Annotated in this window: 27 protein-coding genes; 11 read left to right on the top strand and 16 right to left on the bottom strand. The window is 61.5% G+C overall.

The genetic code is table 11. From position 1 onward, the window contains the following. Positions 1-38: 38 nt before the first annotated feature. Complete coding sequence (locus FDP25_RS05645; RefSeq protein ID WP_154149758.1) at positions 39-689, bottom strand: carbonic anhydrase; 651 nt, start codon at positions 687-689, stop codon at positions 39-41. 174 nt (positions 690-863) lie between these two features. Here FDP25_RS05645 and FDP25_RS05640 point away from each other — a divergent pair, with 174 nt between their 5' ends. The 5 genes from FDP25_RS05640 (at position 864) to FDP25_RS05620 (ending at position 6,011) form a co-directional block, all read left to right on the top strand. Further along, complete coding sequence (locus tag FDP25_RS05640; protein ID WP_154149756.1) at positions 864-1,229, top strand: hypothetical protein; 366 nt, start codon at positions 864-866, stop codon at positions 1,227-1,229. A 66-nt stretch (positions 1,230-1,295) separates the two neighbouring features. Further along, positions 1,296-2,681, top strand: coding sequence for a leucyl aminopeptidase family protein (locus FDP25_RS05635; protein ID WP_154149754.1), 1,386 nt, complete (start codon positions 1,296-1,298; stop codon positions 2,679-2,681). Further along, positions 2,678-3,439 (top strand): C40 family peptidase, encoded by a 762-nt coding sequence (locus FDP25_RS05630; protein WP_154149752.1) that lies wholly within the window; start codon positions 2,678-2,680, stop codon positions 3,437-3,439. Before FDP25_RS05635 ends, FDP25_RS05630 begins: the two co-directional genes overlap by 4 nt. Further along, positions 3,436-4,395: an agmatinase gene (speB, locus tag FDP25_RS05625; protein WP_154149750.1), complete on the top strand. Its 960-nt coding sequence runs from the start codon at positions 3,436-3,438 to the stop codon at positions 4,393-4,395. The genes FDP25_RS05630 and speB overlap by 4 nt, the downstream gene beginning before the upstream one ends. Beyond that, positions 4,392-6,011, top strand: a complete 1,620-nt coding sequence (locus FDP25_RS05620; RefSeq protein ID WP_154149748.1) for a GMC family oxidoreductase — start codon at positions 4,392-4,394, stop codon at positions 6,009-6,011. The genes speB and FDP25_RS05620 overlap by 4 nt, the downstream gene beginning before the upstream one ends. 7 nt (positions 6,012-6,018) lie before the next feature. Here FDP25_RS05620 and FDP25_RS05615 read toward each other — a convergent pair whose 3' ends face one another. The 3 genes from FDP25_RS05615 to FDP25_RS05605 all read right to left on the bottom strand — a co-directional run bounded on the left by FDP25_RS05615 (position 6,019) and on the right by FDP25_RS05605 (position 6,756). Beyond that, positions 6,019-6,363, bottom strand: coding sequence for a DUF2794 domain-containing protein (locus FDP25_RS05615; protein WP_154153154.1), 345 nt, complete (start codon positions 6,361-6,363; stop codon positions 6,019-6,021). A gap of 121 nt (positions 6,364-6,484) precedes the next feature. After that, positions 6,485-6,559: an I78 family peptidase inhibitor gene (locus FDP25_RS17440; protein WP_425500518.1), complete on the bottom strand. Its 75-nt coding sequence runs from the start codon at positions 6,557-6,559 to the stop codon at positions 6,485-6,487. Positions 6,560-6,561: 2 nt separating this feature from the next. Next, the gene (locus FDP25_RS05605) at positions 6,562-6,756 is read right to left on the bottom strand and encodes a hypothetical protein (protein ID WP_154149746.1); all 195 of its coding nucleotides are present in this window, start codon (positions 6,754-6,756) and stop codon (positions 6,562-6,564) included. Positions 6,757-6,895: 139 nt separating this feature from the next. Here FDP25_RS05605 and FDP25_RS05600 point away from each other — a divergent pair, with 139 nt between their 5' ends. Together FDP25_RS05600 and yghU are read left to right on the top strand one after the other, a co-directional pair. After that, positions 6,896-8,008: an S-(hydroxymethyl)glutathione dehydrogenase/class III alcohol dehydrogenase gene (locus tag FDP25_RS05600; protein WP_154149744.1), complete on the top strand. Its 1,113-nt coding sequence runs from the start codon at positions 6,896-6,898 to the stop codon at positions 8,006-8,008. A 151-nt stretch (positions 8,009-8,159) separates the two neighbouring features. Then, the gene (gene yghU / locus FDP25_RS05595) at positions 8,160-9,029 is read left to right on the top strand and encodes a glutathione-dependent disulfide-bond oxidoreductase (RefSeq protein WP_154149742.1); all 870 of its coding nucleotides are present in this window, start codon (positions 8,160-8,162) and stop codon (positions 9,027-9,029) included. Here yghU and FDP25_RS05590 read toward each other — a convergent pair. The 8 genes from FDP25_RS05590 to FDP25_RS05555 form a co-directional block, all read right to left on the bottom strand. Continuing rightward, the gene (locus tag FDP25_RS05590; RefSeq protein ID WP_154149740.1) at positions 9,026-9,715 is read right to left on the bottom strand and encodes an ABC transporter ATP-binding protein; all 690 of its coding nucleotides are present in this window, start codon (positions 9,713-9,715) and stop codon (positions 9,026-9,028) included. The two genes, yghU and FDP25_RS05590, sit on opposite strands and share 4 nt — an antisense overlap. A 175-nt stretch (positions 9,716-9,890) precedes the next feature. Continuing rightward, positions 9,891-10,640: an ABC transporter ATP-binding protein gene (locus FDP25_RS05585; RefSeq protein ID WP_154149738.1), complete on the bottom strand. Its 750-nt coding sequence runs from the start codon at positions 10,638-10,640 to the stop codon at positions 9,891-9,893. Then, positions 10,633-11,616 carry a branched-chain amino acid ABC transporter permease gene (locus FDP25_RS05580; protein ID WP_154149736.1) on the bottom strand — a complete coding sequence of 328 codons (984 nt, stop codon included), beginning with the start codon at positions 11,614-11,616 and terminating at the stop codon, positions 10,633-10,635. The genes FDP25_RS05585 and FDP25_RS05580 overlap by 8 nt, the downstream gene beginning before the upstream one ends. Then, positions 11,613-12,533: a branched-chain amino acid ABC transporter permease gene (locus FDP25_RS05575; RefSeq protein ID WP_154149734.1), complete on the bottom strand. Its 921-nt coding sequence runs from the start codon at positions 12,531-12,533 to the stop codon at positions 11,613-11,615. The genes FDP25_RS05580 and FDP25_RS05575 overlap by 4 nt, the downstream gene beginning before the upstream one ends. A gap of 72 nt (positions 12,534-12,605) precedes the next feature. Continuing rightward, positions 12,606-13,748 (bottom strand): ABC transporter substrate-binding protein, encoded by a 1,143-nt coding sequence (locus FDP25_RS05570; RefSeq protein ID WP_154153147.1) that lies wholly within the window; start codon positions 13,746-13,748, stop codon positions 12,606-12,608. A gap of 27 nt (positions 13,749-13,775) precedes the next feature. Then, positions 13,776-14,012, bottom strand: a complete 237-nt coding sequence (locus FDP25_RS05565) for an Lrp/AsnC ligand binding domain-containing protein (protein WP_154149732.1) — start codon at positions 14,010-14,012, stop codon at positions 13,776-13,778. Positions 14,013-14,180: 168 nt separating this feature from the next. Then, positions 14,181-14,591 (bottom strand): L,D-transpeptidase, encoded by a 411-nt coding sequence (locus FDP25_RS05560; protein ID WP_172982754.1) that lies wholly within the window; start codon positions 14,589-14,591, stop codon positions 14,181-14,183. Then, positions 14,591-15,016 carry a tellurite resistance TerB family protein gene (locus FDP25_RS05555; RefSeq protein ID WP_154149727.1) on the bottom strand — a complete coding sequence of 142 codons (426 nt, stop codon included), beginning with the start codon at positions 15,014-15,016 and terminating at the stop codon, positions 14,591-14,593. The genes FDP25_RS05560 and FDP25_RS05555 overlap by 1 nt, the downstream gene beginning before the upstream one ends. Positions 15,017-15,146: 130 nt before the next feature. Here FDP25_RS05555 and FDP25_RS05550 point away from each other — a divergent pair, with 130 nt between their 5' ends. Further along, positions 15,147-16,790 (top strand): lysine--tRNA ligase, encoded by a 1,644-nt coding sequence (locus FDP25_RS05550; protein WP_154149725.1) that lies wholly within the window; start codon positions 15,147-15,149, stop codon positions 16,788-16,790. Between the two features lie 62 nt (positions 16,791-16,852). Then, a complete protein-coding gene (locus FDP25_RS05545; RefSeq protein ID WP_154149723.1) occupies positions 16,853-17,251 on the top strand; it encodes a c-type cytochrome in 399 nt (132 codons plus the stop codon). 111 nt (positions 17,252-17,362) lie between these two features. On the opposite strand, the gene FDP25_RS05540 is transcribed toward FDP25_RS05545, so the two are convergent. Beyond that, complete coding sequence (locus FDP25_RS05540) at positions 17,363-18,040, bottom strand: hypothetical protein (protein WP_154149721.1); 678 nt, start codon at positions 18,038-18,040, stop codon at positions 17,363-17,365. Positions 18,041-18,357: 317 nt separating this feature from the next. On the opposite strand from FDP25_RS05540, the gene lysM reads away from it, so the two are divergent. Beyond that, a complete protein-coding gene (lysM, locus tag FDP25_RS05535; RefSeq protein WP_154149719.1) occupies positions 18,358-18,771 on the top strand; it encodes a peptidoglycan-binding protein LysM in 414 nt (137 codons plus the stop codon). Positions 18,772-18,944: 173 nt separating this feature from the next. Then, positions 18,945-19,922, top strand: a complete 978-nt coding sequence (locus tag FDP25_RS05530) for a WYL domain-containing protein (RefSeq protein ID WP_172982753.1) — start codon at positions 18,945-18,947, stop codon at positions 19,920-19,922. A 15-nt stretch (positions 19,923-19,937) separates the two neighbouring features. Here FDP25_RS05530 and parE read toward each other — a convergent pair whose 3' ends face one another. From parE to FDP25_RS05515, 3 genes are all read right to left on the bottom strand, one after another. Next, positions 19,938-21,896: a DNA topoisomerase IV subunit B gene (parE, locus tag FDP25_RS05525; RefSeq protein ID WP_154149714.1), complete on the bottom strand. Its 1,959-nt coding sequence runs from the start codon at positions 21,894-21,896 to the stop codon at positions 19,938-19,940. Between the two features lie 91 nt (positions 21,897-21,987). Next, positions 21,988-22,890, bottom strand: a complete 903-nt coding sequence (locus FDP25_RS05520) for a glucokinase (protein WP_154149712.1) — start codon at positions 22,888-22,890, stop codon at positions 21,988-21,990. After that, a complete protein-coding gene (locus FDP25_RS05515) occupies positions 22,883-23,653 on the bottom strand; it encodes an aldolase/citrate lyase family protein (RefSeq protein ID WP_154149711.1) in 771 nt (256 codons plus the stop codon). Before FDP25_RS05515 ends, FDP25_RS05520 begins: the two co-directional genes overlap by 8 nt. Positions 23,654-23,697: the final 44 nt, after the last annotated feature.

The raw sequence follows: 23,697 nt of genomic DNA, 5'->3' as shown, positions 1-23,697 counted from the left end.
TTCCGCCCCGCTATCGCAAGAAAACGGGGCGGTGCCGCTCAGACCGGAACGAACGCGCCTTTGCCGGGGATGTATTGTTCCACGCTGCCTTCGCCGATGTCGTGCCAGACGCCGTGCAGGCTGAGGTCTCCGGTTTTGACGGCTTCGGCGACGAAGGGGAAGGTCATCAGGTTTTCCAGTGAGACCATGACCGCCTCTTTTTCGAGTGCGCGGCTTTGGGCGTCCTCGTCGGTGATGTCCTTGACCCGGTCATAGCCGGGGCGCAGGATGTCCATCCAGCGGCCAACGAAGCTGCTTTTCTCTTCGAGTTGCGGGGCCCTGCCCGAGCACATGTCGAGACAGCCCTGCACGCCACCGCATTTCGAGTGCCCCATGACGATGATATGAGCGACCTTGAGGGCCGTCACGGCATACTCCACCGCCGCCGATGTCCCGTGCTGATTGCCATCGGGTTCATGCGGCGGCACGAGGTTGGCAATATTGCGGTGAATGAAGAACTCACCTTGATCGGCACCGAAGATCGAGGTGACGTGCACGCGGCTGTCGCAGCAGGAGATCATCATTGCACGCGGGCGCTGGCCTTCGTCTGCCAAGCGGCGGTACCACGCCTTGTTCTCGGCATAGGCCGTGGCCTTCCACCCATGGAAGCGCTGTACAAGGTAGCTGGGCAATGGGCGTGCGTTTTCCATTATCACTCTCTTCGTTCGATACCGGACCATCGATAAAGCGTATTTGTACAGAATTCGAGAGACAAAATCGGGTGCCCGGAGGCTTCGGGAAAGGATTTGGGAACCATTTTTGGGCCAGTCTGGGGTTGTCCGTGGGGGCATCACGAATGGGGTGAGAATGTGGAACAGATAACGATGTTGACGCAGAATGAAGTTGTGCGCTTTGATCCTGACCGGTTGAAAGACTTGTATGACCAACTGGGGGAACGGGGCGCGGAAAACGTGGTGTGCCGCGCCTTGGAGGAACTGGCGGCGCGGCTGTCGCATACTGAGCGGTGCTACCGCGAGCGGCGCACCGGGGATATGCGCAAATCGGCCCGCAGCCTGATTGCCATCGCCGAACAGATCGGGATGTGGATGCTGGCGCGGGTGGCGCGTGACGTGACCGATTGCATTGATGCCGGTGACGCCGTGGCGCTGGGTGCTGTGCTGGCGCGACTGTTGCGGATCGGGGAGCGATCGCTTAGCGAGATCTGGGAGTTGCAAGACCTGAGTATTTGATGACTTGCAGGCAGGCATGACTGGGCTAGGCTGTGCGCGACATTCCGAATGACAGGAGCGCGCGCCATGGGACTAAACTTTGCCACCGACACCAAGGGAGCCATTCCGCTGCATGTGGTGGGCCAAGACGCGCTGGACGATTGGATGGCAACACAGCCCGAGCGCGTTGCCGCATGGGTCAAGGCCGCGGGGTTCTCTGCCGCGCTTGGCAAGGTTCTGATGGTGCCGGGCGAGGATGGAAGCCTTGCCATGGCGATCGCAGGCTATGGCACGCCCGAGGCACGGGCGCGCGGGCGGTTTCATCTGGCGGCGGTGGCGCTGAGCCTGCCGGAGGGGGTGTATCGCTTTGAAGGGCTTCCCGAGGGCCGCGCCGAGGAAGAGGCGCTGGGCTGGCTTTTGGCGGGCTATGTCTTTGACCGCTATCGCACGCAGACCGCGCCGGGGGCCAAGCTTGTCGCCCCCGAGGGTGTCGAGGCTGCGCGTCTGGAGGCGATTGCAGCGGGGGAGTGCCTGACCCGCGATCTGATCAATACCCCCACGAGCGATATGGGCCCTTCGGAATTGGAAGCGGCCTGCGTGGCCATGGCCGCACAGCACGAGGCCGAGATCGAGGTGATCCGGGGCGACGAGTTGTTGGAGCGGAACTTTCCCCTGATCCATACCGTGGGGCGGGCTGCCGCGCCCGGCGCCGCGCCGCGATTGATCGACATGCAATGGGGTGTGGCCGGGCCGTTGCTAACCCTTGTCGGTAAGGGGGTGTGTTTCGACACCGGCGGTTTGAACCTCAAGCCCGGCGGGTCTATGGCCCTGATGAAAAAGGACATGGGGGGCGCGGCCACGGTTCTGGGGCTGGCGCAGATGATCATGGAGCTGGGCCTGCCGCTGCGCTTGCGGGTGCTGATCCCGGCGGTGGAAAACGCGGTGAGCGGCAATGCCTTCCGGCCCGGTGATATCCTGACCGCGCGCAACGGACTGACCGTGGAAATCAACAACACCGATGCCGAGGGGCGCCTGGTTCTGGCCGATGCCTTGGCCTATGCGGCCGAAGCGGAGCCGGATTTCATGCTGTCGATGGCCACGCTGACCGGTGCGGCGAGGGTGGCTGTGGGCCCCGATCTGGCGCCCTATTTCTGTGACGATGCGGCTTTTGTCGGAGCCGTGGAACAGGCCGCCGCACAGGTCGCCGATCCGGTCTGGCGCTTGCCGCTGCACCTGCCCTACGAGGCGATGATCGAACCGGGGATTGCCGATCTGGATAATGCGCCCAAGGGCGGCTTTGCCGGGGCGATCACCGCGGCGCTTTTCCTGCGGCGGTTTGCGGGGGAGGTGCGATATGCGCATTTCGACGTCTACGGCTGGAACCCCGAGGCAAAACCGGCGCGTCCCAAGGGCGGTGTCGGCATGGGGGCGCGGGCGATCTTGCAGAGCTTGCCGGATGTCTTGAAAGCATGACGTCGCCCGAGCCAACCTTTGTCGCGCATCCTGTCACGGACCTTTTCCAAGAGGTGGGCCAGAGCCGTGACCGCCAGTTGCGCTATGGGGAGCAATTCGTGATCACAGAGCGGCGGGACGGGTTTGCCCGTGGGCACTCGCCCGATACGGGGCATGCGGGGTGGCTGCTTGAGGCGGCGGTTATGCCAGAGTATGCGCGGCCAGACCCAACCCATCGGGTGCGCGCGCGGCAGACACATGCCTATGCCGAGCCAGATTTCAAATCGCCCGAGCGGGCGGCCCTGGCGCATTTGTCGAAAGTGGCGGTCAGCGGGCAGGAAGGCCGGTTTTCGCAAACCGAACTGGGTTGGATTCCGACGGCGCATCTAAGTGATGAACCTGCCAACGACCCGGTGACTGTGGCCGAAGTTTACCTTGGCGTGCCCTATCTTTGGGGCGGCAACAGTATTTGGGGCGTGGATTGTTCGGGGTTGGTGCATGCGGCGCTTTTGGCCTGTGGACAGGCCTGCCCGAGTGACAGCGGCCCGCAGGAGGCGGGCCTTGGCCGGACCCTGCCGACAGGTACGCCACCGGAGCGGGGGGATCTGCTGTTCTGGAAAGGGCATGTGGCTTGGGTCGTGGATGGCAGGACCCTGTTGCATGCCAATGTTTATCACATGGCCGTGGCCTATGAGCCATTGGAGGAGGCCATCGCGCGGATCGCGGCGCAGGGGGATGGGCCAGTGACGGCGCACAAACGATTGGGAGGACTGGGATGAGCGATGATTTCTTTCAACCGGTAAGCGGCTTTGAACTGCCGCGGTTTGCGGGGGTGCCGACCTTCATGCGCTTGCCGCATGTTCCGCTGGAGCATGAACGTCTGGGCGAGGTCGACATCGGGTTGATCGGCGTGCCGTGGGACAGCGGCACGACGAACCGGCCCGGCCCGCGCCACGGGCCGCGGCAGTTGCGCGATGCCTCGACCATGATCCGCGCGCAGCATGCCACCAGCGGGATGCGCCCGTTCGAGGCTGTGAACTGTGCCGATCTGGGGGATGTGGGGCCGAACCCGGCGGATATCATGGACAGCATGGAGCGGATCACGGCCTTTTACGACAAGGTCAAAGCGGCGGGCATCCGGCCGCTGACCGCCGGGGGCGATCATCTGACCTCGCTTCCCGTTCTTCGGGCGCTGGCCAAGGATGCGCCGCTTGGCATGGTGCATTTCGACAGCCACACGGACCTGTTTCACAGCTATTTCAATGGCACCATGTATACTCATGGCACCCCCTTCCGCCGTGCGGTGGAGGAGGGGCTTCTGGACCCCAAGCGCGTGGTGCAGATCGGGATTCGTGGCACGATGTATGACAGCGAGGACCGCGATTTCGCCAGGGCCGAGGGGATTCGGATCATCGAGATCGAGGAATTTCATGCCCGGGGCGTCGAGGATGTCATGGCCGAGGCGCGCGAGATCGCGGGCGATGGGGAGACCTATGTCAGCTATGACATCGATTTCGTCGACCCGACTTTTGCCCCCGGCACCGGCACGCCCGAGGTGGGCGGGCCGAACAGTTTTCAGGCGTTGCAGGTGTGCCGGGAGTTGCAGGGGTTGAACATCGTCGGTGCCGATATGGTCGAGGTGTCGCCACCCTTCGACCAATCCGGCGGCACGGCCTTTCTGGGTGTCTCGATCATGTTCGAGATTCTTTGCGTCATGGCGGGGCAGGCAGGATGAGTGACGCGATGATTGATGAAGGCACCTATGATTATATCGTCGTCGGCGCGGGTTCGGCGGGCTGTGTGCTGGCCAACCGCCTGTCGGAAGACCCCAAGGCGCGGGTTCTGCTGCTGGAGGCCGGGGGGAGTGACAACAGGTTCTGGGTGCATGTGCCGGTAGGGTATCTTTATGCCATGGGCGACCCGACGCTGGATTGGTGCCTGAAAACCGAGCCGGAACCGGGCTTGAACGGGCGCGCGCTCAACTACCCGCGCGGCAAGGTCTTGGGCGGCTGTTCGTCGATCAACGGCATGATCTACATGCGCGGGCAGGCGCGGGATTATGATGGCTGGCGGCAGATGGGCAATCCGGGTTGGAGCTGGGACGATGTGCTGCCGTATTTCAAGCGGTCCGAGCAGCATTACCTTGGTGAAACCGGGGCGCATGGTGGTGATGGCGAGATGCGCGTGGAACAGCAGAGGCTGAGTTGGCCGATTCTGGATGCGGTGATCGAGGCGGCGCAGGAACTGGGCATCGAAACCACTGAGGATTTCAATTCCGGCGATAACGAGGGCGTCGGATATTTCGAGGTGACGCAGAAGGGCGGCGTGCGGTGGAACGCGCGCAAAGCCTTTCTTGATCCGGCGCGGGGTCGGCCCAACCTGCGGATCATGACCGGGGCCGAGGTTCTGGGCCTGAGCCTTGAAGGGCGGCGCGCGACGGGTGTTCGCTTTCGCCACAAGGGGCGGGAGTGCCATGCTACAGCGGGGGCCGAGGTGGTGCTGGCGGCAGGGGCCATCGGGACGCCCAAGATTTTGCAGCTTTCGGGTATCGGGCCGGAGGCGGTGCTGCGTGACCATGGGGTTGAGGTGTGTCATGACCTGCCCGGTGTGGGCGAGAACCTTCAGGATCACCTGCAAATCCGGACGGTGTTCAGGATCAAGGGCGCGCAGACACTGAACGATCTTTATGCCTCGCCCCTTGGAAAGGCCAAGATCGCGGCGCAATATGCGCTGAACCGCTCGGGGCCCTTGGCGATGGCGCCCAGCCAGCTTGGTATTTTCACGCGCTCGGGCCCGGAGCATGAGACCGCGAATATCGAGTACCATGTGCAGCCGCTGTCATTGGATAAATTCGGCGAGCCGCTGCATCGCTTCCCGGCAATGACGGTGTCGGTCTGCAACCTGAGGCCGGAAAGCCGGGGGACATGCCATATTGCCAACGCCGATCCCGCCGCACCGCCCGCGATCCGGCCCAATTACCTTGGGACAGAAGGCGACAGGCGGGTGGCGGTGCAATCCATTCAGCATGCAAGGCGGTTGATGGCAACGGATCGGATGCAGGAATTCGCGCCGCATGAATACCTGCCCGGGGCGGATATTCAGGGGGAGGCGGCCTTGGCCCGCGCGGCGGGGGATATATCAACCACGATTTTCCACCCGGTTTCGACCTGCCGGATGGGCAGTGATCCGGGCGCGGTTGTCTCGCCGGAATTGACGGTAGAGGGGATTGCGAATTTGAGTGTCGCGGATGCCTCGGTGATGCCGTCGATCACCTCGGGAAATACCCATGCGCCGGTGACGATGATTGCCGAGAAGGCCGCCGATATGATCAAGGCCCGGGCGGCGGGATAAACGCGCTTTAGTCGATGGCGCGGATCAGCTTGCGTTCCAGCACGCGCAGTACGGTCTTGAGGTCGTGCCCGCGCTTGAGGATTTGGCCATCCATGCCGATCACCGCATACTGGCCCTGTTTGTTGCGCAGTTTCGGGCGCTTCTCGATACGGTAAAGGGGATGTTCGGCGGTGCGCCGGAAAACCGAGAACACCGCCACGTCACGCAGCGAGGAAATGCCATAATCGCGCCATTCCCCGGCGGCGACCATGCGACCGTAAAGCGACAGGATCACCGCAAGCTCGGTACGGTGAAAGGCCACTTGATCCTGTCCGCCCTTGGCGGGGAAGGGGCTGGGCGATTGGAATGTCATGGGATCAGAGTTGCGCCTATGGGGCGGTAAATCAAGGAAATTCGGCCCTTGAGTGAAGCGGCCCTGACAGCCCAGCCCGAATCCGGGCATTCCGCCCCCTGCGCATGAAGGGCCCCGCGCCTCAGCCGCACCAGATGCGGGTGATGCGGCCAGCCTCATCAAGGTCGACATTCAGCCGGTCAGGGCGGTGATCCATCGTCATGGCGGACCCGGGGGCAGGATACGGGCCGGGGTGTCTATATCCTGACTTTCGAAGGCGCCTCGCGGTTCGCCGATGAGGTGCTGAAGCGCGTCTGCGCCGCAGCTTTCGGCGGTATCGGGTGAAGTTTCACCATCTGCCTGACAGGCCGCGAGCATGAGCGCCCCAAGTCCAAGAAATACAAGCTGCCGCATGGCCATACCCCTTTGGTTCGATCCTTCGAAAAGACTCGACCATGCGTCGGCCCTGCGCAAGTGCGTGTCGCACATTGTGTTGAAAAACCGCAGCGTTTCGCCCAAAGTCGCGGAAAATCAAAACCGGAAGGACAGTCCTATGCGCACCACTGCTGCCGTCGCCGTCGAAGCGGGAAAACCGCTTGAGATCATGGAAGTGAACCTTGAAGGCCCCAAGGCCGGTGAGGTTCTGGTGGAGGTGAAGGCCACGGGCCTGTGCCACACCGACGACTTTACCCTGTCGGGGGCCGATCCCGAAGGGCTTTTCCCGGCGATTCTTGGCCATGAGGGCGCGGGCGTTGTCGTGGAAGTGGGCCCCGGTGTGACCTCGCTTGAAGTTGGCGATCACGTGATCCCGCTTTACACGCCGGAATGCCGGGAGTGCGAATACTGCCTCAACCCCAAGACCAACCTGTGCCAGTCGATCCGCTCGACCCAAGGCCAAGGCCTGATGCCCGATGGCACCTCGCGCTTTTCCATGCTCGATGGCACACCGATCCTGCATTACATGGGCTGTTCGACCTTTGCCAATCACACCGTCCTGCCGGAAATCGCGCTGGCCAAGGTGCGCAAGGACGCGCCCTTTGACAAGATTTGCTATATCGGTTGCGGCGTGACCACGGGCATCGGCGCGGTGATCAACACCGCCAAGGTGGAAATCGGATCGACCGCGATTGTTTTCGGCCTGGGCGGTATTGGCCTCAATGTCATTCAGGGGTTGCGCCTTGCGGGGGCCGATCAGATCGTTGGTGTGGACCTCAATCCCGGCAAGAAACCCATGGCCGAGAAATTCGGCATGACCCATTTCGTGAACCCCGAAGAAGTGGATGGCGATCTGGTGGCGCATCTGGTGGAGCTGACTGGCGGTGGTGGCGATTATACCTTTGACGCCACTGGCAACGTGGGCGTGATGCGTACGGCATTGGAATCGGCGCACAAGGGCTGGGGCGAGAGCATCGTTATCGGTGTGGCCCCGGCCGGCGCCGAGATTTCGACACGACCCTTCCAACTGGTTACCGGCCGGTCCTGGCGTGGCACGGCCTTTGGCGGGGCGCGGGGGCGCACCGACGTTCCGAAAATCGTCGACTGGTACATGGACGGCAAGATCGACATCGACCCGATGATCACCCACACCCTGAAGCTGGACGAGATCAACAAGGGCTTCGACATGATGCACGCGGGTGAATCGATCCGTTCGGTCGTGGTGTACTGAGCCGCATTCGAAAACAGAATTATGCAAACGCGTCCGGGGCAACTCGGGCGCGTTTTTTCCATGCTGCACATGGATATGTGCAGGCGTGCACCTTGCGCATCGGTGCGCTTTGGTTACCTCTGGGGCAAACAGGACACGACAGGAGCCCGCGATGAGTGATGACAGCTATACACCGCCGAAGGTTTGGAAATGGGAAGAGCCCTCGGGGGGGCAGTTCGCCTCGATCAACCGGCCCGTGTCGGGGGCGACCCATGATGCGGAATTGCCGGTGGGCGAACATCCGTTTCAGCTTTATTCCATGGGCACGCCCAACGGGGTGAAGGTGACCGTGATGTTCGAGGAGCTATTGGCCGCGGGCCATGACGCGGAATATGACGCGTGGTTGATCCGGATCACAAAGGGTGACCAGTTCGGCAGCGGTTTCGTGGATATCAACCCCAACTCCAAGATCCCGGCCATGGTGGACCATAGCGGCGATGCCCCGGTGCGGGTGTTCGAATCCGGGTCGATCCTGCTGCATCTGGCCGAAAAATTCGGGGCCTTCTTGCCCGCGAGCGGTGCGGCGCGAACCGAAGTGCTGAACTGGCTTTTCTGGCAAATGGGCAGCGCGCCTTATCTGGGCGGCGGCTTTGGCCATTTCTATCAATATGCGCCCGAGAAATGGCAATATCCGATTGATCGTTTCACCATGGAAGTGAAACGCCAGATGGACGTTCTGGACAAGCAACTGGCCGAGCATGAGTTCGTGGCCGGGGCGGAGTATTCGATTGCCGATATGGCGATCTGGCCATGGTACGGGAACCTTGTTCTGGGACGGCAGTATGGGGATGCCGCGACCTTCCTTGATGCTGACAGCTATACCAACCTCAAGGCATGGGCCGAGCGGTTGGAGGCGCGTGAGCCGGTAAAGCGGGGCCGGATGGTGAACCGCACGTCTGGCGAGCCGCATGAACAACTGCACGAGCGCCACTCCGCCAGCGATTTCGAGACCAAGACGCAGGACAAGATCGGCGAGGATTAAACGCCGATGTAGCGGGTTGTGATGTCCTCGGTGAGGGCATCGAACCCGCCGGTCCAGACGGTTTCACCCCGTTGCAGGATCACCGCGCGGTCGGCGACCTGTGCCAGTTCGGCAATGGATTTGTCCACCAGCAGGATGGCCAGACCCGTTTCGCGCTTGAGTGTGGCGATGGCCGACCAGATTTCCTGCCGGACGATGGGGGCAAGGCCCTCGGTCGCCTCGTCGAGGATCAACAGGCGCGGGTTGGTCATCAGGGCACGGCCAATGGCCAGCATCTGCTGTTCTCCGCCCGAAAGCGTGGCCGCGCCTTGGCGGCGGCGTTCGGCCAGACGGGGGAAAAGGGCGGTCACCCGGGGCATGTTCCAATGACCCGGTCGGGCGGCGGCGATCAGGTTTTCCTCGACCGTGAGGTTGGGAAAGACGCGGCGGCCCTCGGGCACCAGGCCGATGCCCAACCGCGCCGCGCGATACGAGGGCAAGCGGGTCATGTCATGCCCATCGAAGTCTAGCCGTCCCGCCCGGGTGGGCAGCATCCGGCAGATGGTTTTTACCGTGGTGGATTTGCCCATACCGTTTCGGCCCATCAATGCGAGCACTTCGCCCTCGGCCACGGACAGCGAGACGCCGAAAAGTGCCTGCGTGGGACCATAGAAGGCGGTGACATCTTGCAGGGTCAGAAGGCTCATCTCTACGCACCTTCCACCCGGGTCGGGGGCGTTGCCCCCGCCGCCCTTCGGGCGACTCCCCCAGGATATTTGTGAAAAGAAGAAGAATTGAGAGCGCCTGTTTTCATCTTTCCCCAAATACTCCCGCCGGAGGCATCCGACAGGGCACACTGTGCGCAAAGGGGGCAATTCCGGGTCATGCGGTTTCCCCAAGATAGGCGGCGCGGACTTGTGGATTGTTGCGGATCTCCTCGACGGTGCCGGTGGCGATGATTTCGCCATAGACCAGCACGCTGAGCCGGTCGGCTAGAGCAAAGACCGCGTCCATGTCGTGCTCGACCAGAAGGATCGGAGCCTCGTGACGCAACTCATCAAGAAAAGCTGTCAAACGGTGGGAGCCTTCGGTGCCCATGCCTGCCATGGGTTCGTCCATGATGAAGGCGCGGGGATTGAGCGTGAGAGCGATGGAGACCTCCAACTGGCGGCGTTGGCCGTGACTGAGCTCGGCAGTGATTGTGCTGGCTTGGCCGGCCAGGCCGACACGCTGAAGTGCTCCCATGGCCTTGTCGCGCAGGTCTTGATTGTTGAGGGCATCGCGCAAGAGGCCAAGTGGCCCGCCGCGCGCCCCAAGCGCCCCCAGAGTGACGTTTTGCAGGACGGTATCCTCCATCGCCAGGGCCGATATCTGGAACGTGCGGGCAAGGCCCATCCGGGCGCGTTTGCGGGTGGGGAGAGCGGTTACATCCTCGCCGAGGAAGTGCACCTGCCCGGCATCAGGCGCAAGACCGCCGCAGATCTGCGAGATCAGCGTCGATTTGCCCGCGCCATTGGGGCCGATCACGGCGTGGATTTCACCGGGCTGCAGCGACAGTGAAATATCACGCGAGGCCTGCACCGCGCCGAAGGATTTGGTCAACCCGTGAGTGGCGAGAACCGGATCAGTCATGCGCCACTGGTCGCCCTGCCAAAAGCCCGATCAGCCCGCCGCGCGCAAAAAGCACCACGCCCAGAAGCAATGCACCGAGGTAGATGTGCCAGAATTCGGATAGCCCTCCCAAGATATGTTCTAGTGTTATGAAAAGCGCGGCCCCCGCCACAGGGCCATAGAGGCGGCCGACGCCCCCCAGGATGATGAAAACCATGATCTCGCCGCTCATCTGCCAGCTGAACATCGTGGGTGAGACGAAGCGGTTGAGATCGGCAAAAAGCGCGCCCGCCAGCCCGGTGATCGCGCCCGAGATCACGAAGGCCGCAAGCCGCAGGCGGAAGGGGCTGAGGCCCACGGTTTCCACCCTTTGGGTATTTTGCCGTGCAGCATTCAGAGCAAGACCGAAGGGAGATCGGGCCAGCCGCGCGTTGAACCAGAGTGCCAGTGCGAGGAGGGCGAAGCAGATGCCGAAGAACTGGATCGGGTCGAGCATATTGAGACCGGGGAAATCGTTGCGAACATAGATCGACAAGCCATCCTCGCCGCCATAGGCGGGCCAGCTGATGGCGAAGAAATAGAACATCTGCCCGAAGGCCAGCGTGATCATGATGAAATAAACGCCCGAGGTGCGAAGGCTGAGCGCGCCGATCAGCAGGGCCGCGAGGGCAGAGGCGACAATCGCCGTGATCCAGATCACCGGCATGGATTTGGTGCCTTCGATCAGGAATGGCACCTCCATCAGCGGTGTGTAGCTTTGTGCGTGGCTGGCCAGGATGCCCATGGCATAGCCGCCGATCCCGAAAAAAGCGGCGTGCCCGAGGCTGACAAGGCCGCCAAGCCCAAGCGCGATATTCAGGCCGACGCCCGCAAGCGCAAGGATCACCACGCGGGTGGCGAGTGTGATGGTAAAGGGCTCATCCGTGGCCCAGGCGTAAAGCGGCACGGCGGCAAGGCCCAGCAGCAGGACCGCGTTGATCGCGGTTTCGCGGCTCATGTCTGCCCTCCGAACAACCCTTGCGGTTTCCAGATCAGCACGCCAGCCATGAGGATATAGATCAGCATGGAGGCAAGGGCCGACCCCGTCGAACTGGCGGCCGAGGTCTCCATGAAAAGCTTGAAGACTTCGGGCAAAAGCAACCCGCCAAGCGTATCGGTCAGCCCGACGAGAAGCGCGCCGACAAGCGCCCCCTTGATGGAGCCGATACCACCGATCACGATGACCACGAAGGCCAGGATCAGCACGGGTTCACCCATTCCGACCTGCACGGATTGGATGGCCCCCACCATGGCCCCGGCCAGCCCCGCCAGCGCCGCGCCGAGGGCGAAGACCACGGTGTAGAGCTTCGATATATCAACGCCGAGGGCGGCGATCATTTCGCGATCGGACTCACCGGCGCGGATCCGGATGCCTAGGCGTGTCCCCGAGATCAGCCAGAAAAGGCCAGCGGCGATCACGAGGCCGGTGACGATGAGCGTCAGGCGGTAAAGCGGGTATTCGATTCCGCCCGGCAAGGTGACGGGGCCGGAAAGATAGCCGGGCAGGTCAAGGAATAACGGAAAGGAGCCGAAGGCCCATCGCGTCCCTTCGGAGAAAATCAGGATAAGGGCAAACGTGGCCAAGACCTGATCAAGGTGGTCACGGGCATAGAGCCTGCGGATCACCACCAGTTCCACCAGCGCCCCGGCGGCGGCGGCGGCCGTCAGGGCTGCCATTAACGCAAGCAGGAACGAGCCCGTCGCCCCCGCAACCGCCGCGGCGGCGAAGGCCCCCACCATGTAAAGCGATCCATGCGCCAGGTTGATCAGCCCCATGACCCCGAACACAAGCGTCAGGCCCGCGGCCATGAGAAAGAGCATGACCCCGAACTGAAGCCCGTTCAGGACTTGTTCGATGAAAAGAATGGGTGTCATTTGCGGTTGGTGCGTCGCGCCCCGGGCACGCCCCGGGGCCTCGTGACAAGGCCCCGGGACAGGTGACCTGGCTTACATATTGCAGTCTTCGACATAGGCGTTGGAGTGATCCTCAAGCGCGGTGTCGATGATCTTGTTGGTATAGACTTCCCCCTCCTTGATCACCTCGCGCACATAGATGTCCTGGATGGGGTGATTGTTGGCCGCAAAGGAGAAATCACCGCGGACGCTGTCGAACTCCGCGGCCTTCAGGGCCGAGCGGAAGGCGTCGGCATCCGAAACATCGGCCTTCTCCATGGCAGACAACAGCAGGTTCGCGGTGTCATACCCCTGCGCGGCATAGAGCGAGGGCAGGCGGCCATATTCCTTCTGGAATTCCTCGACGAAGGTGGCATTTGCCGCGTTGTCGATGTCCTTGTTCCACTGGCTGGTGTTTTTCACACCCATCGCCGCGTCGCCGACGGCTTGCAGGATGCCCTGGTCAAAGCTGAAGGCGGGGCCCACCACCGGCAGGTCAAGCCCGCTGTCGGCATATTGCTTGAGGAAGGAAATTCCCATGCCGCCAGGCAGGAAGAAAAAGATGCTGTCGGCATCGCTGGCCCGGATCTGGGCGATCTCGGCCGCGTAATCCGTCTGGCCCAGCTTGGTATAGACCTCGCCCGCCAGTTCCCCGCCGTAAAGGCGTTTGAACCCCGTCAGGCTGTCCTGACCTGCCGGATAATTGGGGGCAAGAATGAAAGGTTTGCTGTAGCCTGCGTTCTTGACATAGGCGCCCGCGGCTTCGTGCAGGTTGTCGTTCTGGTAGGACACCGAGAAATAATTCGGGTTGCATCCCTTGCCTGCCAGCATCGAAGGCGCGGCATTGGTCGACAGGTAGAACTTGCCCTGCGCGGTGGCCGCCGGAACGACGGCCATGGCAAGGTTCGACCAGACGATACCGGTCAGCACATCCACCTTTTCCGATTGGATCATCTTGTCGGCCAGCTGTACGGCAATGTCGGGCTTGCGCTGGTCGTCCTCGACCACGATCTCAAGCGCGTCGTTCCCGGCCAGCTTGGCCGCCAGCAGGAATCCATCGCGGGAGTCGATGCCAAGGCCCGCGCCGCCGCCAGACAGCGTTGTGATCATGCCGACCTTGACCTTGTGGTCATCGGCCAAGCTAGCGGTGGCCAGCATCGCGGCACAGCCTGCCGCCAGAAGCGTTTTCATCTTCATCATATCTCTCCCAGTATTGTTGGTTCGTCAGAACGCCTTGAAGGTCAGCGTCGTTTCGGTGCGTTCGATACCTGCGATATCCAGCAGGTTTTCGTTGATATATTTGCCCACGTCCTCGTCCTCGGGCACGTAAAGCTTGAGCAGAAGGTCAAACGGCCCGGAAGTGGAATACAGCTCGGAATGGATTTCGCGCAGGGCGATTTCCTCGGCCACGCGATAGGACGTGCCGGGCTTGCAGCGGATGTTCACGTAAACAGGGCGCATTGTATGACCTCATGGCGGAATTTCGCGGCTATTTAAACGCGAAACGGCACGGGAAGGAAACGGCGAATTTCGCACTTGCATCCATGGGTTGTTCTGATGCGCGCCTCGGGGCTTTTTCTTGGTGCAAATACCCTGGGGGTCCGGGGGTGAAACCCCCGAAAGGCCCGGTTACTCCACGATTTCAATCAGGGTCTCGGAACGGCCCACTTGCTGAATGAGACTGTAAAGCGTCTCGGCATTGTCCGGATGAAGCCGCACGCAACCGGCCGAGGCGGGCGTGCCAAGAAGGTCAATCTGCGTTGTGCCGTGGATTGCAAAGTTTCCGTAGAAGAACATCGAAAAGGGCATCGGCGCATTGTTGTAAAGCGTCGAATAATGCATTCGCTTCATCACTTGGATATGAAACAGCCCTGTCGGGGTGAACTTGCCTGCCCGCGCGGTGGAAACGGGCCAGTGATGAATGACCTCGCCCCCGAACACCACGGTCATTTCCTGATCCGAAAGGTCGATCCGCGCCTCAAGCTGCGCGGCCTGTGCAGGCCACGCGAGCAACAGCAGCAGGGCCAGCGCGCACCGCATCAAAGGGTCATGTGCCGTGCGCGTGCGCCCCGTTCGATGGCCGCGGCGTGCAAGCGGTCGATGCTGAGTTCATAGCGAATTTCCTCCAGCAGGCGCAGTTCGTCTTGCTGGATGGCGCCATCCGCCGCGGCCACGTCGCAGGCCAGCGCATAGGCCGTCTCGTAAAGCTGTTCGGGCAGGTTGTCGCGGACGAGGCCAAAGAGCGCGTCCAGACCGTCCTCGACCGAAAAGAGATCGAACACGGTTTGCGCGGCAATGTTCATGCGGTCCACGTCGTATTGTGCGAAGATCGGCAGGTTGTTCACCGCCGACTCGATCTTGACCAGTTCGGCGGTGCGGATGTCCTCATCCGAGGCCGAGACCGCGATCATCACTGCAACAAGGCAATCTTCGGGCGAGAGGGGGTGGGGGATCTGCTCGGTCATGATGGTCCTTTCGCCCTAAGGGGCCTGAATTCCTGTTGCGGTGCAGAATATTGACTGTCCCGCCCCTCGGCAATAGGAAGCGGGCGGCGCTGCGCGCGCTTTTGCGCGCAGGAATGATGGGAATGAGCACATGACAGATATCCGCGATGCCGCGATGAGTTCGAAAGCCTGGCCTTTTGAAGAAGCGCGCCGTGTGCTCAAACGCTATCAGAAGGCCCCGCCGGAAAAGGGCTATGTGCTCTTCCAGACGGGTTATGGCCCCTCGGGCCTGCCGCATATCGGCACCTTCGGCGAGGTGGCCCGCACCACCATGGTGCGCCGCGCCTTCGAGGTTCTGAGCGACATACCCACCAAGCTGATCTGCTTTTCCGATGACATGGATGGCTTGCGCAAGGTGCCGGGCAATGTCCCCAATCAGGAGCAGATGGCCGAGGACCTGAACCTCCCGCTGACCAAGGTGCGCGACCCCTTTGGGACGCATGAGGGCTTTGCCCAGCACAACAACGCGCGCCTGCGCGCCTTTCTGGACAGTTTCGGGTTCGAGTACGAATTCGCCTCGGCGACCGAATATTACACCTCCGGTCGCTTCGACGAGATGCTTCTGGTGGCGTTGGAACGCTTCGACAAGATCATGGAGATCATGCTGCCGACACTGGGCGAGGAGCGGCAGAAAACCTATTCCCCCTTCCTCCCCGTCAGCCCCAAGACCGGCCATGTTCTTCAGGTGCCGACGCTTGAGCGCAACGTGGAAAAAGGCACCATCGTTTATGAAGAACCCGATGGCGAGCGTGTGGAAATTCCCGTCACTGGCGGCCATGTCAAAATGCAGTGGAAACCCGACTGGGCCCTGCGATGGGCCGCCCTGGGCGTGGATTACGAGATGTCGGGAAAGGACCTGATCGACAGCGTGAAGCAATCCTCGCGCATCTGTGGCGCCTTGGGCAAACGCCCGCCGGAGTCTCTGTCTTACGAGCTGTTCAACGATGAAGACGGGCAGAAGATTTCCAAGTCCAAGGGGAATGGGCTGAGCATGGAAGAATGGCTCACCTATGCCGCGCCGGAAAGCCTGTCGTACTTCATGTATCAAAAGCCCAAGACCGCCAAGCGCCTCTATTTCGATGTGATCCCCAAGGCCGTGGACGAATATCACCAGCAGTTGCGCGCCTATCCGGGGCAGGATCAGACGCAACAACTCAACAATCCGGTGTTCCATATCCACGGCGGTGATGTGCCCGCCTCGGATATGGTGGTGCCGTTTTCCATGCTGCTCAACCTTGCGAGTGCATCGAGTGCCGAGGACAAGGACACGATGTGGGGCTTTATCCGCAAATACGCCCCCGATGCCACGTCTGAAACGCACCCCGGTATGGATGCGGCGGCAGGCTTTGCCGTGCGGTATTTCAATGACTTCGTGAAACCGTCCAAGGTGTACCGTACGCCCACCGAGGTTGAGCGTGCCGCGTTGCAGGATCTGGCCAAGGCGCTGTCCAGCCCCGAGGCGGCCTTGGAGGCGATTGCCAATAAAAACAAGGCCATGGGCAGGGATGACCCACTGCCGGAGCCTGATTTTTCGGATGAGGAATTCCTGCAATCCGTGGTCTTTGCCATCGGGAAACTGCACGGGTTCGAGCCGCTGCGCGATTGGTTCACCGCCATCTACGAGGTGCTTTTGGGCGCCAGCCAAGGGCCGCGGTTCGGCGGGTTCATCGCGCTGTACGGCGTCGAGGAGACCATCGCCCTGATCAACGATGCATTGGCAGGCAAGTTCGCCTGAGCCCGGTTGCGCGAGCCTTGCGCCTTTGGCATGATGGTGAAAACAGCAAAGGCAGGGGCAAGATGCGCAACACGTTGATTTCACTGGGTGTTCTTGGGCTGATCGTGGCCTGTACCGAGGTTTCCATGCCCGAGCCGGACGAAGGCCGGGTGCTTTACATGGAAAACTGTTCGCAGTGCCATGGCACAAGCGGCAAGGGCGATGGCCCTTGGGCGGAAAGCCTGAGCCCGAAGCCTGCGGACCTGACGCAACTTAGCACGGCGGAGGGGTTTCCCCGGGCAAGGGTGTTGAGCGTGATCGACGGCTATGACCGCACCGGCCTTCCGGGGCAGGAAATGCCGGAATTCGGGTTGCTGTTGGAGGGCGATACCGTGCCCGTTGACGTGGGCGACGGGGTTTTCACGCCGACGCCTCGGCCCTTGGCGGCGCTTTTGACATACCTTGAAAGTATCCAGGAATAACAACCGCTTAAAGCGTTTCCAGTTATTATTGCATCACCAATACCCTGCCAGGCCTACGGCCTTCTCGGGACATTGGTGATGCAGTTTGGTTCAAGGTAAACTGGAAACGCTCTAGATCCGGCAAATCCCCTTCACCTTGGCGCCGTTCCACGGCAGGATCGTGGCGTCGGGGGTGGGTAGATCGCCCAGGGGGAAGGTGTCGGAGAGCATGCGTTCCATGCGCTTGGTGCGGGGGGCCTCGGGGTCAAGCGTGGCGCAGCAGACGTATTCCTCGACGATGCTGGCCTGCTGTTCGTAGGCGTAGTCGAGGAAGCTGTTTTCCGTTGAGATATCAAACAGATACGGATCATCGGTGACCCCGTGTTCGCGGGCGGCGCGGAGGGGGGAGTAGCCAGTGACCTTACGGTTCTGCCATTGCCAGACATGGGTGATCTCATGGGCGAAGACCATGGCGTGCACGAGGCTCATTACGCGTGGGTAGCGGGGCAAAAAATTCCTTTGATACCAATCCTTTGAGTAGAAAACCTTGTTGTGCACCACCAAGGCGGCGGGGCTGACTGTGACGGTGGGGCTTGTCGGCTCGGGCAGGATGCGTTCGCGGCAGGCAAGGCGCGGGCGCTTGCGGCGCGGATAGGTGGCTTTGCCGATCAGGGCGCCATCGACAACGCGTACAGGCCGGGCATCGAAACTATCGCCAAACATCTGGTTTGCAAAGGTTTTTTCGGTGTCCGTCAGGGGGCGGCCACAGGAGATCAGGATCAGGGGAAGAAGAAGCCAGAACCAGCGCATGAGCGAAGGTTAGCAAGGGATGACCGGGGCGGACAGTGGCAAAGCGCGGGGAAGGGCGCGAATCGGGGCCAAGGTATTGGTTAACAAGGAAAACCCCCGTTCTGCATCGCGTCGGTTTCACGTCGGTATCGCGTCGGTATTTTTTCCCGCACCCCCCGGAATTAACAGGGCGCGCGGTGAGAGTTGTACGAAACGTACGTGCGTTTTGTACGAAACGCGCAATCCGCGACGTGCGCCGCCGCTTTTTCCCCTTTGCCGCCGCCCAGACATCCCGCAAGCTGCCCGTATTGAAACCACCACACAAAGGGGAGCAACCGATGGGGTTTTGGGATTTTTTCAAGGGCGGCGATGACACGCCCGAAGCGGATGATTTGAAAAAAGAGGTCGCCGATCTGGGCCTTGAGACCGAAGGCGTCGAGATCGAGGTCGAGGGCGACGTTGTGAAGGTCTCGGGCACCGCCAAGGACCAAGCGACCAAGGAAAAGATCATCATGGCCGTGGGCAATGCCAAGGGCGTTGCGGGCGTTGAGGATAACGTGGCCGGTGGCGACCCGGTGTTCCACGAGGTGCAGAAGGGCGATAGCCTTTGGGCGATTGCCGAGAAAACCCTGGGCAACGGCGCGCGCTACGAAGAGATTTTCGAGGCGAATAAGCCGATGCTGAGCCACCCGGACAAGATTTACCCCGGTCAGCGTTTGCGCATCCCGCAGGATGGCGGGACGATGGCGTAAGGGCCTGTTGGTGTGAGATTGGAAAAGCCCTGCGCGTTGCGCGGGGCTTTTTGGTAGGGGTGCCGAAGTCTTGAAAAGACTTCGGTCCGATTTCTTTTGAAGAAATCGGTTTGCGGTGCGCATGAATGCGCACCCTACGGGGTGGGGTAAGTAAGCCGCGGGATTGCCAGACCGTGGGGTGGAGTGCGGCCCTTGGCGCCGCGCAGTGTTGGGCGAGCGTTGGCTTTGGATACAACCAGATCGAGCCAACCTATCGCAGCCGCAAGCAGCCTTTCATTCCCTTGACCTATCAAGAGTATTCATTTTTGATTTCACAAGTTAAAGCTGAGGGATTTCACATGAGTTTCTGGTCAAGATGGATTAAAGGGCTTCCGAGCGAGCAAGCTGAAGTTCCAGAAATCGAAGGCGTCACAATTGAAGTATCGATTCATGATTTCGATGATGCCTCAGAAGTTGATGGCCAAGAATGCCGAGACGAGCACAATCCGGTCACAGATATCTATACTGCGATTGAATACTGTGCGGCTAACGGAGAACTTACGCGCCGCAGAATAACGATGCGGCGAATTGATTTTAATTACAGCGTACCGTCACTCTATGCTTTTTGCCATGAAAGGCGCGCCATCAGGCAATTCCGCACTGATCGCATAAAGTGCTTCATTACAGCCGATGGCGAGATAATTGAACCAAATATGTTTTGGAGATCGATTGGGGTCGATTTTGATGAAATCGAATATACTCCACAAGAGCGATCTGGCGAAACGAGTGAAACGAACCGAACCAAGCGAATGCTGCGCGATCAAATCCGGATTTTGGCAGCTCTCTCGCGTGCTGATGGAAAAATGCGCGATGAAGAGGTCAACGCAATAATTGAGTACATTGAGATAGAGGTCGAATGGGATCGCATTGATTTGTCCGAAGAGACAATCACTGAATTAAGCGCCTATATTAAACGGCTTCGTCCTACTGCTGAGAAAGTGTCAGAAAGCCTTTTTCGGTTGTTTGAAGAGCCAGAAGGTAGGAAGCGCCTATATGCGAAAGAGTTGGAAAGATTCATGCGGGCCGCCAAGAATGTGATCGATGCGGATGGGGTTTTGCATGAAACCGAGGTGGAGTTTTACAATGGAATGGCGGAAATCGCGTCGCAATAGAGAATTTACCAACCCTCAAACATCCAACTCCTCCACAAACCGCGCGTTCTCGGAAATATACTGGAACCGCAGTTCGGGTTTTTTGCCCATCAGACGCTCCACCAGATCGCCGGTTTCGCCCGGTTCGTCCTCGTCGATGGTCACACGGATCAATTTCCGGGTGGCCGGGTCCATGGTGGTTTCTTTCAGGTCCTTCGCGTCCATCTCACCCAGACCTTTGAAGCGCGAGACGTCGATCTTGCCTTTGCCGCCAAGGCCCTTTTCCAGCCATTCGTCGCGCTCGGCCTCGTCGATGCAATAGACGCGTTTGGCGCCTTGGGTGAGGCGGTAGAGCGGGGGGCAGGCGAGGTAGAGGTGGCCCGCGTCGATCATCGGGCGCATTTGGGTGAAGAAGAAGGTCATCAAAAGCGAGGCGATATGGGCTCCGTCGACATCGGCGTCGGTCATGATGATGATCTTGTCATAGCGCAGATCGTCGATGTTGAACTTGGTCCCCAATCCCACGCCAAGGGCCTGGGTGAGGTCGTTGATTTCCTGGTTACTGCCCAGTTTCGACGAGGCCGCGCCGAGGACGTTGAGGATTTTACCGCGCAGGGGCAGGAGGGCCTGGGTTTTGCGGTCGCGGCCCATCTTGGCGGAGCCGCCCGCCGAGTCGCCCTCGACGATGAACAGCTCGGTCCCCTCGCGGTTGGTGGCGGTGCAATCCACCAGTTTGCCGGGCAGGCGGAGTTTCTTGGTGGCTGACTTGCGCTGGGTCTCTTTTTCCTGGCGGCGGCGGAGGCGTTCCTCGGCCCGCAGGACAAGGAAATCGAGGATCGCGCCGGCGGATTTGGTATCGGAGGCCAGCCAGTTGTCGAAATGGTCGCGGACGGCGTTTTCGACAAGGCGTTGGGCCTCGGTGGTGGCGAGGCGGTCTTTCGTTTGGCCGACGAATTCGGGCTCGCGGATGAAGCAGGAGACAAGGGCGCAGCCGCCGGTGATCAGGTCATCACGGGTGATCTGCGCGGCCTTCTTGTTGTTGACCAGCTCGCCATAGGCCTTGATGCCCTTGAGGATCGCCGCCCAGAAACCCGCCACATGGGTGCCGCCCTCGGGCGTGGGGACGGTGTTACAGTAGCTTTGCAGGAAGCCGTCGCGCGAAGGGGTCCAGTTGATGGCCCATTCGACCTTGCCGGGGGTGCCGAAACGTTCCTGAAAATCGACGGTGCCCGAGAAGGGGTGTTCGGCGTAGGTGGCCGCCTGTCCCAGCGTTTCCTTGAGGTAATCCGACAGGCCGCCGGGGAAGTGGAAGGTGGCCTCTTGCGGGGTGTCGCCGTCTTCAATGGCGGATTTCCAGCGGATTTCGACGCCGGAAAAGAGGTAGGCCTTGGAGCGGATCGAGGCGAAGAGGCGGGCGGGTTTGAAGCGGTGGGAGCCGAAGATCTGTTCGTCGGCGTGGAAGGTGACGGTGGTGCCGCGCCGGTTGGGGGCCTGGCCGATTTTTTCCACGGGGCCAAGGGGTTTGCCGCGCGAGAAGCGTTGTTCGAAAAGCTCCTTGTTGCGGGCGACCTGAACGACCATGGAATCGGATAGCGCGTTGACCACCGAGGCGCCGACGCCGTGCAACCCGCCGGAGGTTTGATAGGCCTTACCCGAGAACTTGCCGCCCGCGTGCAGGGTGCAAAGGATCACCTCGAGCGCGGATTTGTCGGGGAACTTGGGGTGCGGGTCGATCGGGATGCCGCGGCCGTTGTCGCGGATGGTGATCGAGTAATCCTCGTGCAGCTCGACCTCGATCCGGTTGGCGTGGCCCGCGACGGCCTCGTCCATGGAGTTGTCCAGCACCTCGGCCACCATGTGGTGCAGCGCCCGGTCGTCGGTGCCGCCGATATACATGCCGGGGCGTTTGCGGACGGGTTCCAGCCCCTCCAGCACCTCGATGGAGGAGGCGTCGTAATCGGAGGAGTCCGCGGGGGTCAGAAGATCGTCGGCCATGTCTGCGCTGCTCTTTGTTTTATGGGTTGGGGCGCATTATGGCAGAGGGACGGGCGGGGTGGAAGTGGGTGTATGGGGCATGTCATGGCATTCATTGCCCCAAGTACCGGGCACATCCCCTGAGCGCTGCTGTGTCGTCGGTGATCAGGGTTATGGGGATGTCTGTGACGATCTCGGTATAAGGCCCGCGTGCGGTGAAGGCGGGGGTGAATAGGTCCCATATGATATGGGGGGCCATGGCGCGGGCCATGCCGCCGATGAGGAAAAGGCCGCCGGTGGCCATGTGGTGCAGGCAAAGTGGGCCTGTGACTTCGCCCAAGATACGCGAGTAAAGGGCGAAGGTTTCCGACGGCCCTTTCGCAATGATCTCTTGCGGCGTGAGCCTTTCACCCGTCAGCCAATGGTGCAGGCGGGTGAGGCCGGGGCCAGAGAGCGCGGCCTCGATCGGCAGGTGGGGAAGATCCGCCCGCAGCGCATCATAGAGCGGGCGCAGGTCGGGGCAATCGGGCAGGGGCGTGTGGCCGGTTTCGGCGGGCGGCACGATGAGGCCATTGCCCATGCGGTGCACCACGGCGACGTTGCAGCCTGTACCGATACCGAGGACCAGCCTTGCGCCGTCCGGGTCAGCCGTGCCGGGGCGCAGCGGCGTCAGGGTGCCGGGGGCAAGCGTGTCGAGCGCGTAGCCTTGGGCCTGAAGGTCATTGATCAAATGCACGGCTTCTGCGCCGGTGGCCTTGGCCAGTGCATCGGCCTCGATATGCCATGCGTGGTTGGTGAGTTGAGCCGTTCGGCCCCGCACAGGCCCGGCGACACCTGCACAGAGGGCGCGCAAGGGGCCGGGGCGTTGCGCGCTGAGATAGCTTTGCAAAAGCGTTGCCAAGTCGCGGAAATCGGCGTTGCGCAGGCTGGCGACGGTATCGGGGATTAGTCCCGTCTCATCGCCCAGCCCGACACGGCAATGGGTGCCGCCAAGGTCCACCAACAGGTCAGTCATCGCGCCAGCGGGCCATGGTGTCGCGCGCGGATTGGGCAAGCATCACCACGTCGATTCCCACAGCGAGGAATTGCGCGCCCCAGTCGCGGTAGGTTCGCGCGGTGGCGGGGTCGAGCGCGAGGATGCCGGGGGCTTTGCCCGCGGTTTTGATGCGGACAAGCGCGTCTTGGATCGCGTCTTGCACCTCGGGTGCGCTGCTGTCACCGGCAAAGCCCATATCGGCGGCCAGATCGGAGGGGCCGATGAAAACGCCATCGACGCCGTCGACCTTGAGGATGTCATCCAGCGCGGCGAGGCCTGCGCGGGTTTCCACCTGCACCAGCAGGCAGATCTGGTCGTTCGCGGTGCCGATATAATCCGGGATGGCCGAGAAATGCGAGGCGCGGGCCAGTGCCGCGCCCGAGCCGCGGATGCCCTGTGGCGGGTAGCGCGTGGCGCGCACCAGTTCGCGGGCCTGTTCGGCGCTTTCGACCATGGGAATCAGCAGGGTTTGCGCGCCGATGTCGAGCACCTGCTTGATCGCCCAATCCGCGCCATGCGCGAGGCGGACGACGGGGGCGCTGTGCCGCCCTTCAAGCACCTGAAGTTGGGCCATGGTGCTGCGCAGGTCGTTGGGGGCGTGTTCGCCGTCGATCACCAGCCAGTCGAAATTGGCGGTGGCGAGAACCTCGGTGGCGTAGGGGTCGGCGAAGCCTGCCCAGCAGCCATAGAGCATCTCGCCCTTGGCAAGGCGGGTTTTGAAGCGGTTCTCGGGGGCGGGCATGGGGGCCTCCTGTCGGTCATGGTTTGGCAGGACGATAGGGGGTC

This window comes from Roseovarius bejariae (genome assembly GCF_009669325.1).
In the GTDB taxonomy this organism is placed as follows: Bacteria; Pseudomonadota; Alphaproteobacteria; order Rhodobacterales; family Rhodobacteraceae; genus Roseovarius; species Roseovarius bejariae.
The sequence above is the reverse complement of the archived record's forward strand: the minus strand, read 5'-3'. Positions and strand labels throughout refer to the sequence as shown.

What these genes read in the sequence shown, in the direction of transcription:
- FDP25_RS05645 (WP_154149758.1), bottom strand. Translation starts at nt 689, where the DNA reads ATGGAAAACGCACGCCCATTGCCCAGCTACCTTGTACAGCGCTTCCAT.
- FDP25_RS05640 (WP_154149756.1), top strand. Translation starts at nt 864, where the DNA reads ATGTTGACGCAGAATGAAGTTGTGCGCTTTGATCCTGACCGGTTGAAA.
- FDP25_RS05635 (WP_154149754.1), top strand. Translation starts at nt 1,296, where the DNA reads ATGGGACTAAACTTTGCCACCGACACCAAGGGAGCCATTCCGCTGCAT.
- FDP25_RS05630 (WP_154149752.1), top strand. Translation starts at nt 2,678, where the DNA reads ATGACGTCGCCCGAGCCAACCTTTGTCGCGCATCCTGTCACGGACCTT.
- speB (WP_154149750.1), top strand. Translation starts at nt 3,436, where the DNA reads ATGAGCGATGATTTCTTTCAACCGGTAAGCGGCTTTGAACTGCCGCGG.
- FDP25_RS05620 (WP_154149748.1), top strand. Translation starts at nt 4,392, where the DNA reads ATGAGTGACGCGATGATTGATGAAGGCACCTATGATTATATCGTCGTC.
- FDP25_RS05615 (WP_154153154.1), bottom strand. Translation starts at nt 6,363, where the DNA reads ATGACATTCCAATCGCCCAGCCCCTTCCCCGCCAAGGGCGGACAGGAT.
- FDP25_RS05605 (WP_154149746.1), bottom strand. Translation starts at nt 6,756, where the DNA reads ATGCGGCAGCTTGTATTTCTTGGACTTGGGGCGCTCATGCTCGCGGCC.
- FDP25_RS05600 (WP_154149744.1), top strand. Translation starts at nt 6,896, where the DNA reads ATGCGCACCACTGCTGCCGTCGCCGTCGAAGCGGGAAAACCGCTTGAG.
- yghU (WP_154149742.1), top strand. Translation starts at nt 8,160, where the DNA reads ATGAGTGATGACAGCTATACACCGCCGAAGGTTTGGAAATGGGAAGAG.
- FDP25_RS05590 (WP_154149740.1), bottom strand. Translation starts at nt 9,715, where the DNA reads ATGAGCCTTCTGACCCTGCAAGATGTCACCGCCTTCTATGGTCCCACG.
- FDP25_RS05585 (WP_154149738.1), bottom strand. Translation starts at nt 10,640, where the DNA reads ATGACTGATCCGGTTCTCGCCACTCACGGGTTGACCAAATCCTTCGGC.
- FDP25_RS05580 (WP_154149736.1), bottom strand. Translation starts at nt 11,616, where the DNA reads ATGAGCCGCGAAACCGCGATCAACGCGGTCCTGCTGCTGGGCCTTGCC.
- FDP25_RS05575 (WP_154149734.1), bottom strand. Translation starts at nt 12,533, where the DNA reads ATGACACCCATTCTTTTCATCGAACAAGTCCTGAACGGGCTTCAGTTC.
- FDP25_RS05570 (WP_154153147.1), bottom strand. Translation starts at nt 13,748, where the DNA reads ATGAAGATGAAAACGCTTCTGGCGGCAGGCTGTGCCGCGATGCTGGCC.
- FDP25_RS05565 (WP_154149732.1), bottom strand. Translation starts at nt 14,012, where the DNA reads ATGCGCCCTGTTTACGTGAACATCCGCTGCAAGCCCGGCACGTCCTAT.
- FDP25_RS05560 (WP_172982754.1), bottom strand. Translation starts at nt 14,591, where the DNA reads ATGCGGTGCGCGCTGGCCCTGCTGCTGTTGCTCGCGTGGCCTGCACAG.
- FDP25_RS05555 (WP_154149727.1), bottom strand. Translation starts at nt 15,016, where the DNA reads ATGACCGAGCAGATCCCCCACCCCCTCTCGCCCGAAGATTGCCTTGTT.
- FDP25_RS05550 (WP_154149725.1), top strand. Translation starts at nt 15,147, where the DNA reads ATGACAGATATCCGCGATGCCGCGATGAGTTCGAAAGCCTGGCCTTTT.
- FDP25_RS05545 (WP_154149723.1), top strand. Translation starts at nt 16,853, where the DNA reads ATGCGCAACACGTTGATTTCACTGGGTGTTCTTGGGCTGATCGTGGCC.
- FDP25_RS05540 (WP_154149721.1), bottom strand. Translation starts at nt 18,040, where the DNA reads ATGCGCTGGTTCTGGCTTCTTCTTCCCCTGATCCTGATCTCCTGTGGC.
- lysM (WP_154149719.1), top strand. Translation starts at nt 18,358, where the DNA reads ATGGGGTTTTGGGATTTTTTCAAGGGCGGCGATGACACGCCCGAAGCG.
- parE (WP_154149714.1), bottom strand. Translation starts at nt 21,896, where the DNA reads ATGGCCGACGATCTTCTGACCCCCGCGGACTCCTCCGATTACGACGCC.
- FDP25_RS05520 (WP_154149712.1), bottom strand. Translation starts at nt 22,890, where the DNA reads ATGACTGACCTGTTGGTGGACCTTGGCGGCACCCATTGCCGTGTCGGG.
- FDP25_RS05515 (WP_154149711.1), bottom strand. Translation starts at nt 23,653, where the DNA reads ATGCCCGCCCCCGAGAACCGCTTCAAAACCCGCCTTGCCAAGGGCGAG.